Source organism: Pseudomonas sp. IT-P253, from assembly GCF_949768125.1.
In the GTDB taxonomy this organism is placed as follows: domain Bacteria; phylum Pseudomonadota; class Gammaproteobacteria; order Pseudomonadales; family Pseudomonadaceae; genus Aquipseudomonas.
Genome location: NZ_CATKPT010000066.1, coordinates 141,466 through 154,716, shown reverse-complemented (window position 1 = coordinate 154,716; position 13,251 = coordinate 141,466). Strand labels below are relative to the sequence as shown.

The 13,251-nt window shown below is 60.4% G+C and carries 12 protein-coding genes; 11 read left to right on the top strand and 1 reads right to left on the bottom strand.

Annotation, left to right across the window (positions count from 1 at the left end; genetic code table 11):
* Window positions 1-125 precede the first annotated feature (125 nt).
* From ACM6IR_RS24675 to ACM6IR_RS24655, 5 genes are all read left to right on the top strand, one after another.
* Entirely contained in the window at window positions 126-2,027 is a 1,902-nt protein-coding gene (locus ACM6IR_RS24675) for a sensor histidine kinase (protein ID WP_414910097.1), read from the top strand.
* Entirely contained in the window at window positions 2,024-3,352 is a 1,329-nt protein-coding gene (locus tag ACM6IR_RS24670; protein WP_414910096.1) for a sigma-54-dependent transcriptional regulator, read from the top strand. Before ACM6IR_RS24675 ends, ACM6IR_RS24670 begins: the two co-directional genes overlap by 4 nt.
* Window positions 3,353-3,360: 8 nt before the next feature.
* Entirely contained in the window at window positions 3,361-3,690 is a 330-nt protein-coding gene (locus ACM6IR_RS24665; protein ID WP_414910174.1) for a GlpM family protein, read from the top strand.
* 276 nt (window positions 3,691-3,966) lie between these two features.
* Complete coding sequence (locus ACM6IR_RS24660; protein WP_414910095.1) at window positions 3,967-4,341, top strand: EamA family transporter; 375 nt, start codon at window positions 3,967-3,969, stop codon at window positions 4,339-4,341.
* Between the two features lie 10 nt (window positions 4,342-4,351).
* Entirely contained in the window at window positions 4,352-4,750 is a 399-nt protein-coding gene (locus ACM6IR_RS24655) for a transporter (protein ID WP_414910094.1), read from the top strand.
* A 133-nt stretch (window positions 4,751-4,883) separates the two neighbouring features.
* Here the strand turns inward: ACM6IR_RS24655 and ACM6IR_RS24650 are convergent, their stop codons facing one another.
* Window positions 4,884-5,645, bottom strand: coding sequence for a MipA/OmpV family protein (locus ACM6IR_RS24650; protein WP_414910093.1), 762 nt, complete (start codon window positions 5,643-5,645; stop codon window positions 4,884-4,886).
* A 219-nt stretch (window positions 5,646-5,864) separates the two neighbouring features.
* On the opposite strand from ACM6IR_RS24650, the gene ACM6IR_RS24645 reads away from it, so the two are divergent.
* From ACM6IR_RS24645 to ACM6IR_RS24620, 6 genes are all read left to right on the top strand, one after another.
* Complete coding sequence (locus ACM6IR_RS24645) at window positions 5,865-6,563, top strand: HAD-IB family phosphatase (RefSeq protein ID WP_414910092.1); 699 nt, start codon at window positions 5,865-5,867, stop codon at window positions 6,561-6,563.
* Window positions 6,556-7,950 (top strand): aspartate aminotransferase family protein, encoded by a 1,395-nt coding sequence (locus tag ACM6IR_RS24640; RefSeq protein ID WP_414910091.1) that lies wholly within the window; start codon window positions 6,556-6,558, stop codon window positions 7,948-7,950. The genes ACM6IR_RS24645 and ACM6IR_RS24640 overlap by 8 nt, the downstream gene beginning before the upstream one ends.
* Window positions 7,947-8,825 (top strand): alpha/beta hydrolase, encoded by an 879-nt coding sequence (locus tag ACM6IR_RS24635; RefSeq protein ID WP_414910090.1) that lies wholly within the window; start codon window positions 7,947-7,949, stop codon window positions 8,823-8,825. The genes ACM6IR_RS24640 and ACM6IR_RS24635 overlap by 4 nt, the downstream gene beginning before the upstream one ends.
* Before the next feature lie 93 nt (window positions 8,826-8,918).
* On the top strand, window positions 8,919-10,043 hold the full coding sequence (locus tag ACM6IR_RS24630; RefSeq protein ID WP_414910089.1) for a GNAT family N-acetyltransferase: 1,125 nt from the start codon (window positions 8,919-8,921) through the stop codon (window positions 10,041-10,043).
* Window positions 10,043-11,815: an ATP-binding protein gene (locus ACM6IR_RS24625; protein WP_414910173.1), complete on the top strand. Its 1,773-nt coding sequence runs from the start codon at window positions 10,043-10,045 to the stop codon at window positions 11,813-11,815. The genes ACM6IR_RS24630 and ACM6IR_RS24625 overlap by 1 nt, the downstream gene beginning before the upstream one ends.
* On the top strand, window positions 11,805-13,193 hold the full coding sequence (locus tag ACM6IR_RS24620) for a sigma-54-dependent transcriptional regulator (protein WP_414910088.1): 1,389 nt from the start codon (window positions 11,805-11,807) through the stop codon (window positions 13,191-13,193). Before ACM6IR_RS24625 ends, ACM6IR_RS24620 begins: the two co-directional genes overlap by 11 nt.
* Window positions 13,194-13,251 lie beyond the last annotated feature (58 nt).

Sequence of the window (13,251 nt, the reverse complement as noted above, 5' to 3'; positions counted from 1 at the left end):
CGCGAAGACGGATTAACAGTCAACATCGACATTGACTGACCCACCGCTTTCGCGAGCAGGCTCGCTCCCACAAGGGCCGGCGGCGACTCACAAGCAAGTGTTGTGGTTGACCCAAGGCATCTGTGATGAAATGCGACCCCACTCTCTATCGCGCCGCGCCGCCATCACTCGCCGTGAAACCCCGTCTGATTCGCCATTTGTTCCTGCCACCGCTGATCATCGCCCTGATGATCGGACTGGGTTACATCGGCTTCTGGGTCAGTGAGCATTACGGGATTAGCAGCCTCAGCGAAAATGGCAAGCGTCAGCTGGAACTCCATGCCCGCGCCGTCGAGAGCGAGATCAGCAAGTACACCTACCTGCCCAGCCTGCTGGAACTCGAATCCAGCGTTCCGACGCTGTTGGCCGACCCGACGCCGGAACACCGGCAAACGGTCAATGATTACCTTGAAGGCCTGAACCGGCGCAGCCGCAGTCGGGCCATCTATGTGATGGACACCACCGGTCGCGTCATGGCCACCAGTAACTGGCGCGATGTCGACAGCTATCTGGGTGAAGACCTGTCCTTTCGCGCGTATTTCCAGAGCGCCGTGCGCGGTCAGCCAGGGCGCTTCTACGGTATTGGCAGCACCAATGGCGAACCGGGTTACTACCTGGCCCATGGCCTGGAAGAACACGGCAAGATCATTGGCGTTGCCGTGGTCAAAGTCCGCCTCGAAGCCATGGAGGAACGCTGGCAGCGGGCGCGCCTGGAAGCCTTTGTCAGCGACGAGAACGGCATCATCATTCTCTCCAGCGACCCGGCGCGACGACTTAAATCAGTAGTGCCGTTGAGCGACGAGACCAAGGAAAAACTCGCCCGCAGCCTTCAGTACTACTGGTTCCCACTGAACGAACTGCAACCGCTGGCCCGGGAAAAACTGGCCGAAGGCGAAGAAAAACTCACGTTTCCGGCCAACAGCGAAGTCGAGTCCGATGACGAGGACATCAGCTACCTCTCGCAAACTCGCCCGCTGAGTGACACGCCGTGGAATTTCACCCTGCTCACGCCCTTGCAGGATTTGCGGCGCGAAGCGATCAATCAGGGGATTCTGGTGGCGGTGGCATTTGCCCTGTTGGCGTTCCTGTTGATCGCCTGGAACGAGCGACGCAAGGTCATCGCCACCCGCCTCGCCGCCCGGGAAGCCTTGCAGGCGGCCAACAATCAATTGGAGCGTCGGATTACCGAACGCACCACCGACCTGCGCGCCAGCAATGAACGGCTCAAGGGCCAGATCCGAGAACGTCGTCAGGCCGAAGAAACGTTGCGCCGGGCCCAGGATGAACTGGTGCAGGCCGGTAAACTCGCGGCTATCGGCCAGATGTCCACCAGCATCGCCCACGAGCTGAACCAGCCGTTGGCCGCCTTGCGGACCTTGTCCGGCAATACCATTCGTTTTCTGGAGCGCGGTCAATTGGACGTGGCCACCACCAACCTCAAGACCATCAACGAATTGATCGACCGCATGGGCCGGATCACCGCCAGCCTGCGATCGTTCGCCCGTCGCGGCGATGACAAAGGTCAGGCCGGCCTCGGTAAAGCGGTGGATGCCGCGTTACAACTGCTCGGCGGTCGCGTGGAAAGTGTTCATCTGCAACTGCATCGTGACTTCGCGGATGTGCAGGTGCAGATCGATCAGACCCGTCTGGAGCAGATCCTGGTCAATTTGATCGGTAACGCCCTCGACGCCATGCAGGCGCAACCGCTGCCGGAGTTGTGGCTCGAAGGTGAAGCGTTCGACGGCAAGTATCGCCTGCGCGTGCGCGACAACGGCCACGGCATAGACGCCGACGCGCGCAAACATTTGTTCGAACCGTTCTTTACCACCAAACCCGGCGAGCAGGGCCTGGGCCTCGGCCTGACCCTGTCGGCCAGTCTGGCGGCTGCCACTGGCGGACATTTGGGTGTCGAACACCCCGTCAGCGGTGGTACCACCTTCGTCCTCAGTTTACCGTTGGTAAGCCCCACTCCCGCCGAGCCAATATGAACAACGACCTTAGTGTGCTGATTGTCGAAGACGATCCCCATGTGCTGCTCGGGTGCCAACAGGCGCTGACCCTGGAAGACATTCCCTGCATAGGTGTCGGCAGCGCCGAAGAAGCGCTGGAGCGCGTGGATGACAACTTCGCGGGGATCGTGATCAGCGACATTCGCCTGCCCGGCATCGACGGGCTGGAACTGCTGACCCGGCTCAAGGCCCGCGACCGCAGCCTGCCGGTGGTGCTGATTACCGGCCACGGCGACATCTCCATGGCCGTCGGCGCGATGCAAAAAGGCGCCTACGACTTCATGGAAAAACCGTTCTCCCCAGAACGGCTGGTGGACGTGGCGCGCCGCGCGCTGGAGCAGCGCAGCCTGGCTCGGGAAGTCTCGTCCTTGCGCCGACAACTGGCGGAACGGGACTCTCTTGAAGGCCGGATCATCGGCCGCTCGCCGGCCATGCAGAACCTGCGGGAACTGATCGCCAACGTGGCCGACACCTCGGCCAACGTGCTGATCGAAGGCGAAACCGGCACCGGTAAAGAACTGGTTGCGCGCTGCCTGCACGACTTCAGTCGCCGGCACACCAAACAATTCGTGGCCCTGAACTGCGGGGGGCTGCCGGAGAACCTGTTCGAAAGCGAAATCTTCGGCCATGAAGCCAACGCCTTCACCGGCGCCGGCAAACGGCGGATCGGCAAGATTGAACACGCCGACGGCGGCACACTGTTCCTCGACGAAGTGGAAAGCATGCCGCTGCCCTTGCAAATCAAACTGCTGCGGGTGTTGCAGGAACGCACCCTCGAACGACTCGGTTCGAACCAGAGCGTGGCCGTGGATTGCCGAGTGATCGCAGCAACGAAGTCCGATCTGGCCGAGTCAAGCAAGGCGGGGCAATTTCGCAGCGACCTGTATTACCGCCTCAACGTGGTGACCCTGGAACTGCCCCCCCTGCGCGAACGACGTGAAGACATCCTGCAACTGTTCGAACACTTCCTGCAGCAATCTTCCCTGCGCTTTGACCGCGCGGTGCCGGAACTGGACAACCAGACCCTGTCGAACCTGATGAGCCACGACTGGCCGGGTAACGTGCGTGAGCTGCGCAACGTGGCCGAGCGTTTTGCCCTCGGTCTGCCCGCCTTCAAAAAATCCGGTGCCAGTGGCAGCAACCAGGGCCTGGCCTTCGCCGAAGCGGTTGAAGCCTTCGAACGCAACTTGCTCAGTGATGCCTTGCAACGCAGTGGCGGCAACCTGACCCAGGCCAGCCTCGAACTGGGCATGGCCAAGACCACGCTGTTCGACAAAGTGAAGAAGTACGGATTGAGCCACTGATGGACCTGATTATCAAAGCGACGCTGGGCGCGACCGTGGTACTGATCCTCGCCGCCTTGGCCAAGACTAAAAACTATTACATCGCCGGGCTGGTGCCACTGTTCCCGACCTTTGCGCTGATTGCTCATTACATCGTCGGCAAAGGGCGCTCGCTAGAGGACTTGAAGACCACCATCGTGTTTGGGATGTGGTCGATCATTCCGTACTTCATCTATCTGGCGACCTTGTATGTCATGGTCGACCGGATGCGCCTGGAAGCGTCCCTGGCGGTGGCGGCGGTGGCGTGGTTGATGGCGGCGACGCTGCTGGTCACCGTTTGGGTTCGCTTCCACGCCTGAGTCTTCTCCCGCAGGAGCGAGGCTTGCCCGCGAAGAACGATCACTCGGTGTGTCAGATATTTCGTGGAGGGCCATTCGCGGGCAAGCCTCGCTCCTACGGGGCGCTGGCCCGTCCCTTGCATTTACCCCAAAAAGTCCTCTCGGCTGGCCTTCATGATGGATGAAGCCGGTATCTGGGAGGGTCTGCCAAGGGTGAATCCTGACCTTGAACATTTTAGATTTCGATCACAGCCTGACGACCCAGGCCCTCAGCGAATGGTTCGAGGGATTGATTCCATGACCTTCACCGTGATTGTGCTGGTGGCGTTTTCGATTGTGCTGGACGTCATCGGCCAGCTCTGTTTCAAGCTCGGCCTGGACCGCTTGCCGGAACTCGAAGGCGGGTTTCGGCTGAACGCGTTTTGGGGCCAGGTATTCAATGCCCCGCTGCTGTGGTGCGGAATCGGCGCCTACGCCATCGAATTTTTCGTCTGGCTCGAAGCCCTGTCCCGGGCGCCGCTGAGCCTGCTGTTTCCGGCGGCGGCACTGGCATATTGCGGCGTGGTGCTAGCCGGAAAACTGGTCCTCGGCGAGAACGTCAGTCGTCGGCGCTGGCTCGGTACGTTAGTGATTACGGCGGGCGTCATGCTCGTGTGTGTGCCCTATGCATGAGGCTCGATCGATGCTCAGAAGTAACACGCACTGGCTGCATGAACGCCTTGGCACTGTCGTGCTGTGGGCGCTGTTGATCGGTTTCGAAAGTGCCGGTCAGATCGCCAGCAAAGTCGGTGGCGATCAATTGGGGCAGATGAATTTCAACCTGCAGTGGCTGTCGTCCGTGGCGGGAAATCCGGGTGTGTGGCTGGCGATTGCTTGCTACATCGGCGCGTTTTTTGTGTGGATGCTGATCCTGCGGCGCAGCAGTTTGTCTCTGGCGTTTCCGCTGAGCTCACTGGTGTTTGTCGGGGTTTTGCTCGGGTCCTGGTTGGGGCTCGGGGAGCAGATCAGCGTGCTTCACTGGGTGGGTGTGGCGGTGATCATGGGTGGGATTGCGTTGCTAGCGGAGGGTGAAGAAAGTTAAATCTCTGCTGAGCTCAAGGACGCCTTCGCGAGCAAGCTCGCTCCCACAGTTGACCCCGTTCCTCCAGTAGAAATGTGATCGAAAGTGGGAGCGAGCTTGCTCGCGAAGGCGTCAGCCCGGCCAATGAACTTATCTAGTCGAATTTGTAGGCGATCGCCGCCTGCACTTCAGCCTGATTGGTCTGCCCAACGGCTTTGACAATACTGCTGTCTGCCGCCGCGCCCGTCAGGTGAATCCAGCTCGCACTGGTCACCAGCGACCAATGCGGCGCCAACGAAAACTCGAAGCTCTGGGTCAGCGCCACGTTCTGCAAACCGCCTCCCGCGTTGTACGGGCGAATCCCGGAAGCTTGAGACTCTTGGGCACTGACGCCGAAGAACGTCTGATTCTGCCGGGCATCGGCGAAGTGCGCGGTCAGATTGCTGCTGCCAATCACCCCGCCACCCAGTGGATAACCCACCTCCGCGCCCACCCGTCCCAGCACTCCGCCCTGCCCGCCACCACCGCCCACAGCCTGGCCAACCTGGGCAAACACCCGCCAGAAATCAGCCGGAGCGTACTGCACAAACCCGCCCACCACGCCCATGTCCGGCACATCCCGCAAACCCTGCAGTTCGCCATTGGAAGTCCGCCCAGGCAGGTAATTCACAAACGGGCCCGCGCTGAAACCGTTGGTCTTGAACGCACTCCAGGTCAAGCCGTCGTCAGTGCTGAGGCTGACATCGCCCCAGTCCAGGTCGAGGTACGGCACTGGCCGGGTTTCATAACGGCTGCCGGTCGGATCGTGTGGTTGATAGCTGATACCGGCGCCAGCCTCACCCGTAATGCTGCCCGCAAAAACGTTGGTCGAAGCGCACGTCAACGCGGCGAGTAAAGCAACGGTAATCCTCGACATAAGTCGGTTCCTTGATCTGGACATGCGCGCATCAATCCTCTGTTCAGGCGCCCTGCGCAAGCACTCATGTTGTTTGTAGCGAGCTACAAAAATTGTAGCTTCGCCGACATCAAACCCTGCCTAACTCCCGGTTCCGCTGGGCCTGACACGATTGGCACAGTCCCTGCTGTACCCGTTTCGCAAGCGCAAACAGCGCGTCCGGCCAAATAGGTACAACAGATGATTGACTGGCATATCGTGTGTGATTTCGACGGGACCATCACCCGCACCGACGTGATCGACAGCATCCTCCAACAGTTCGCCGACCCGAGCTGGGAAGCGATCGAAAACGAATGGCTGGCAGGCGACATCGGTTCCCGTGAATGCCTCAGCCGCCAGCTCGCACTGGTCAAAGCCACGCCGGCCGAGCTGCTCGCTTTCTTCGACAACATCGAGATCGACCCCGACTTCCCCGACTTCGTCGACCACGTTATTAGCCTCGGCGCTTCATTGGAAGTGGTCAGCGACGGCATCGAGCAAGGCATCGCACGAATCCTGGCGCGCAACTACGTGAGCCTGCTGCCGATCCTCGCCAACCGCTTGCGCCAACTCGGCCACGAGAGCTGGCGCATCGACTTTCCGTATTCCAGCGACGCCTGCCGCGCCGCATCCGGCAACTGCAAATGCAAGTCCACGCCCAAGAACAAACGGGTGCTGGTGATTGGCGATGGCCAGTCCGACATGTGCGTGGCTTCCACCGCCGATTTCGTGTTCGCCAAGGATCGCCTGGCCGAGCACTGCGAACGCAACGGCATCGCCTATGCGCGCTTCGACAGCTTCGCCGAACTCCCGGCCATGCTCGCCCTGCTACCAAACGCCCGCGCCGCCAACGCCACCTCATTTAATGTAGAAACACAGGAACTCTTCAATCATGTCTGATATTCGAATCGCGACCGCGGAAGACCAGATTCTTCTGGAAAAAGAAGCCAAGTATTGCTCCTATGGCGACACCGTTCACTACATCGAACCGCCGCGTATCTTCAGCCGCTGCGAGGGTTCCTACGTCTGGGACACCAGCGACCAGGCCTACCTCGACCTGCAAATGTGGTACTCGGCAGTCAACTTCGGTTACGCCAACCCGCGCCTGAACAATGCATTGAAACAGCAGATCGACACCCTGCCGCAGATCGCCAGCCAGTACCTGCACAAAGGCAAGATCGAGCTCTCGGAAATGATCGCGGTCGATGCGAAGAACAAGTTTGGCCTCGACGGCCGTGTGCACTTCAACGTCGGCGGCTCGCAGTCCATCGAGGACTCGCTGAAAGTCGTGCGCAACGCCACCAATGGTAAAAGCCTGATGTTCGCCTTCGAGGGCGGCTATCACGGGCGCACCCTCGGCGCCTCGTCGATTACTTCCAGCTACCGCTATCGCCGCCGCTACGGCCACTTCGGCGAGCGTGCCAACTTCATCCCGTTCCCCTACCACTTCCGTGGCCCGAAAGGCATGACCAAGGAAGAGTACGGCAGCCATTGCGTGCAGCAATTCGCCCGGTTGTTCGAGACGGAATACAACGGCGTCTGGGACCCGAAAGTCGGCCAGAGCGAATACGCCGCCTTCTACGTCGAGCCGATTCAGGGCACCGGCGGCTACGTGATCCCGCCGATGAACTTCTACAGCGAACTCAAGCATGTGCTGGATCAGCACGGCATTTTGATGGTGGTCGACGAAATCCAGATGGGCTTCTGGCGCACCGGCAAGCTGTGGTCGATCGAACACTTCGACGTCAAGCCGGACGTGATCGTCTTCGGTAAAGCGCTGACCAACGGCCTCAACCCGCTGGGCGGCATCTGGGCTAAAGAAGAGCTGATCAACCCGAAAATCTTCCCGCCAGGTTCGACCCACTCCACCTTTGCGTCCAACCCGCTGGGCACGGCGGTGGGTCTGGAAATGTTCAAGATGACCAGCGAAGTCGACTACGGCGCGATGGTCATGAACAAGGGCAAGTACTTCCTCGAAGGCCTGAAAGACTTGCAGAAACGCTACCCGATCATCGGCGACGTCGACGGCCTGGGCCTGGCCCTGCGCTGCGAAATCTGCGGCCCGGACGGTTTCACACCGGACAAGGCGACCCTGGACTTCATGGTCGAAGAAGGCATGAAGGGCGACATCGAAATCGACGGCAAACGCCTCGGCCTGATTCTCGACGTGGGCGGTTACTACAAGAACGTCATCACCCTGGCGCCGTCGCTGGAAATCAGCTACCCGGAAATCGACTTGGGCATCGCCCTGCTCGACCGTCTGCTTGATCGAGCCATGAAACGATGAATGCCGAAGAGATCGATATGGGCGAAGGCAGCGCCGGTTTCGTTCTCGGCAGTGGGGAGGTCGCGGTGTTGTTGATCCACGGCCTCACCGGCACCCCGACCGAGTTGCGTCGGGTCGCCATGGGCCTGGCCAAGGCGGGTTGCACGGTCTACGTGCCGACCCTGGCCGGCCACTGTGGCAACAACGCCGACCTGCAAGCCACCGGCTGGCGCGATTGGTACGAAAGCGCGCGCAATACCTTCGTCGGTGTCCGGCGTAAGCACCCGCACGTGTTCGTCGGCGGTTTGTCGATGGGCGCGGTGCTGTCGATGTACCTGGCCGCCGAACATCCGGGACAGATAGAAGGCCTGTTGCTGTATTCGACAACTCTGCGTTATGACGGCTGGAACATGCCGTGGGTGGCGAAGTTGAGCAGCCTGGTGATGTCGATTCCGTTTGGCGTGCACCTGTGCCGCTTCAACGAAAAATCCCCGTTCGGCATCAAGGACGAACGCTTGCGAGCAATCGTCGAGCGACAGATGAAGGCCGGCGAAAGCAGCAACGCCGGGCTGCTGACCATGTCCGGGGTCAGTGTTCGGGAGCTGCATCGGTTGGTGGCGGCAGTGAAGAAACGCATGCCGCAGATCAATACCCAGGCACTGGTCCTGCACTCACGTGAAGACGACATCACCAGCCCCTGGAACGCCGACTATGTGGAACGCAAACTCGGCGGGCCGGTGGTGAAAATCTTGCTCGACAATTGCTATCACATGATCACCGTCGACCTGCAATACCGCCGTGTCGTGGAGCTGAGCGCGGATTTTATCCAGCAGCGCTTCAAACAGCAGCCCTGTGCCCCGCACCCCCTGCGCCAGGACAATCGGAAGCTGGCCTGACGTCGCCGAAACCCACGACCCCTGTAGCAGCTGGCGAAGCCTGCGTTCGGCTCGGGTAATGGCAGTCATTGTGAGAGATTCTAAGGAAACGATGTGATCACTGCTCTCGCCTTTTCGACGATCGAAGCCATCGACCGCAGTGCCTGGAATGACTGTTTCCCTGACGAACTGGAGGACTGGGATTACTATCGGGCCGTTGAACGGGCCGGCATTACCGATTTTCAGTGGCGCTATCTGGCGCTGTATGAAGACGATGTATTGATCGCGGCGGCAGTGGCGTTCACCACCGTCTATTCGCTGGGTGCCACGATTCAGGGGCTGAGCAAATGCATCTGCGAACGGTTGCGTCGATGGTGGCCAGGTTTGCTGGACGTGCGCCTTTATGCCCTCGGATCACCGATGGCCGAGCAATGCCATGTCGGCACGTCTCACTCGATCGATAGGGCGCGGCGTCCGTTGCTGCTTCAGCAAATACTCGATTTGGCCCGCGCCGACGCCAACCAGGCCGGAATCGGTCTGTTGGCGGTCAAAGATGCCTCCCACCGTGATCCGCAATGGCTGCAGGTTTGCCAGGATAACAAACTGCAAAGCATGCCCGGCCTGCCTCGCGCAGAACTGCCGATCCGCTTCGGCACCGTGGACGCGTACCTCGGCACACTGGGCAAATCGACCCGCAAAGACTTGCGTCGCACCTTGCGTGGTCAGGGTCCACGAATCGAATGGCGACGTTCGGTGGACGATGTGTTGCCCACCATGATGCAGCTCTACGAAGCCACGCGGGTGCGCAGCGACCTAGCCCTGCACTGTCTGCCCGCCGACTACTTCCGCCAGGTGCTGGAACACCTTGATCAACGTGCCGCGTGCGTGCTGTATTGGGTGAGTGAAGAACTGGTGGCCTTCAACCTCGTGCTGCGGGACGAACAACGCCTGGTAGACAAGCTGTTTGCCCACGACCGGAGCCAAACCCGCGAGCACAACCTGTTCGTGCGCAGCTGGCTGGCCAATGTCGACTACTGTATTGAGCACGGCCTCAGCCTCTACGCGTGCGGTCAGGCGGGTAATGCCCGTAAGCTGCAGCTGGGTTGCTCGTTTATCGGCAACACCGTGTTTTTCCGCCATCGCAACCGGGTGCTGGACAGCCTGTTGCGCGTGACGAAACTGTTTATCCGACCGGACCGTTCCGACCCTGCCATGGCTGCTGCGATAAGCGAAGCATGATGACCAAAGACTCACGCGCCAACGCCCGACCTTTCGCCCTCTCCAGCTGGAGCCTGCAACGCAAACTGGTGCTGGCGTTCTGGCTGGTCAGCGTGATCCCGACGATGATCGCCGCCGAACTGGCCGCGACCACGCTTTCGCAGATTTTCGACAGCAACGTGCGGATCTGGCTGCAAGAATCGACCAAGATTGTCGAGGACGAGATCAGTGAAATCCTTCGCGAAAATGCCCGGGTCGCCCAGTTGTTCCTGCGCTACACCCGCCCGGCCACAGATCGGCTGTCGGTCGAACACGACAAACTGATCGCCGACATCGCCGACTCCATGGGCATCGACGTGGTGGCACTGGTGCGCAACAGCGATCACAAAGTGATGTTCAGCACCGCCGCCGACGACATCGTCCGCCAGATCAGCATCGCACCCAAAGCGGTGTTGCAGACCCTGCAAGTCGGCGGCGTGGCGACCGGTACGGTGGTCTCGACTTTCGAGAACGAGCAGGACGGCGTCGACTACAAACTGGTGGTTGCCACCTACCTCGACAGCAGCTTCCTCACCAGCGTGGCCGACGTGCATTCCCTCGACCTGCGGCTGTACCTGGCCAAAGGCGATAACTTCCAGGAGATCTTTTCCAGCCAGCGTTTCGAAGATCACCCGCCAGCCGTCCCGGAGAATATCGAACAGATCCTGCGTAGCACCAAACAGCCGACCGAACAGTTCACCAATCGTTACAGCGGCATCTACCGGCCGATCCTCAACGAAAATGGCGAGCTTCAGGGCGTGATCTTCAGCGGCCTGCTGCGCCACTCCACTCTGTTGGGCCTGGTGAATCAGAGCAACCTGTTCATCCTGATCTTCCTGCTCAGCTCGGCGGCGTCCCTGACGGTCGGCTGGCTGGTCTCACAACGCCTGACCCAACCGTTGCGCGGGCTGTCCAATGGCGTTCAGGCGGTGATCGCCGGGGATTACCGCCAGCGCTTGCCAGTCACTGGCAGCGACGAATTGGCAGAATTGAGCAGCACCTTCAACCACATGAGCGAGCGCCTGGGCGAGTTGCAGCACCTGGAATCGCAACTGCGCCGCCGCGACCGCTTGCATGCGCTGGGCGAAGTCGCGATGGGCCTGGCCCATGAAATCCGCAACCCGCTGGGCATCATCAAGACCGCCACGCAATTGCTGCACCGGCGTGCCGACTTGCCCGAAACCGACAAGCGGCATCTGGAGTACGTGGTCAGCGAAGTCAGCCGGATCAACGACCTGATCACTGACTTTCTCGACTTCGCCAAACCCAGCGCACCGATCCGTTCGACGCAACTGGCGCGCCCCCTGGTGGATGAACTGGTCGGTTTCTGCGCCCCGGAACTGGTCAGCCATAACATTGATGTGCGCATCGACGACCAGGCCCCCGCTGCAACCCTTTATGCCGATGCGCGGCAACTCAAACAGGCGGGGCTGAATCTGATCGTCAACGCCATCGATGCCATGCCCGATGGCGGCCGACTGACCCTTGGCATCACCAGTGACCAGCACTACACCGTGATCAGCATTTCCGACACCGGGCAAGGCATCGAACCGGACATGCTCGAACGGATCTTCACACCGTTCGTCACCACCAAGGCTTCAGGCACCGGCCTGGGCCTGGCCAAGGTGTTCTCGATTATGGAGAGTCATGACGGACGCATTGAATGCGTCAGTGAAAAAGATGCCGGGGCCACCTTCACCCTGTACATTCCGGCCAATGGTGAAGACTTCGACGAGGGCAGAGATGACACATAACGTATTGGTGGTCGACGATGAACCCAAACTCTGCGACCTGCTGGCGTCGGCGTTAAGTCAGAATGGCATTGCGGTGTTCACCGCGGGCAATGGCGTGCATGCGCTCAAGGTGCTGGAGGCCGAAGACATCGACCTGGTGATCAGCGACTGGCGCATGCCCGGCATGGACGGCCCGCAGCTGCTGGCGGAAATCAAATCGCGCTTTCCGCAGTTGCCGGTGATCGTCATGACCGCCTACAGCACGGTGAAAAACGCCGTGCAATCGATGCGCAACGGCGCCTTCGACTACATCGCCAAGCCCTTCGATATCGACGAGCTGGACATCACCGTCAGCAAGGCCCTGCAATTTCGCGACATCCTCAAAGACAACCAGCGCATGCGCGCCGAGCTCGACGAACACCGGCAGATCGACAGCCTGATCGGCGACAGCCCAAGCTTTCGTCGGGTGCTGCACGCCATCGACTCGGTGCGTGAAAGCAATGCGACCATCCTGCTCACCGGCGAAAGCGGCACCGGCAAGGAAATGGTCGCCCGGGCGATCCACAATCACGGCAATCGCGCCGACAAACCTTTTGTCGCGGTGAACTGCGCGGCGATCCCCGAAGGGCTGCTGGAAAGCGAAATGTTCGGCCACCGCAAAGGCGCGTTTACCGGCGCCGTTGCCGATCGGGTCGGGCGCTTCATGCAGGCCGACGAAGGCACGCTGTTTCTCGATGAAATCGGCGAAATGCCGTTGGCCTTGCAGGCAAAAATCCTGCGAGCGTTGCAGGAGCGAGTGATCGAACCGGTGGGCGATCCGCGCGAGCGCAAGGTCGATGTACGGGTGATCGCAGCGACCAACAAGAACCTGCTGGACGCGGTGGCCAACAAGGAATTTCGCGAAGACCTTTATTACCGTCTCAATGTGTTTCCCATTCCGCTGCCTGCCTTGCGCGAACGCATCGAGGACATTGCCCCGCTGGCTCGGCATTTCGCCCATACCCTCGGCGCCATGGCGGGCAAACGTATTACGGGCTTCAGCCCCGAGGCGTTGCAGACGATGGCGAATTATTCGTGGCCGGGGAACATTCGCGAACTGCAGAACTGTGTCGAACGGGCGACCATCGTTGCGTCGGGCGCGGTGATTGAAGAGGAGGATCTGCCGGCTTACCTGTTCGCCTCAAATCCCGTCGCCAGCGGCACGCTGATCACAGAAGGCAGCGTGCCGCCAGACCTAGAAGCGGCTTTGGCCGATGTCGAGAAGGCTTACATTCTGGCGGCCCTGCAACAAAGCAACGGCGTGCAGGCAGCGGCGGCGCAGTTGATCGGGATCTCCGAGCGCAGCTTCTGGTATCGCCTGAAGAAACTCGGAATTCACGTGGACAAAATCGTCCGCTAAGGACCGCCCCCATCCGCCCCTGTAGGAGCGAGCTTGATCGCGATGGACGTAAACGATG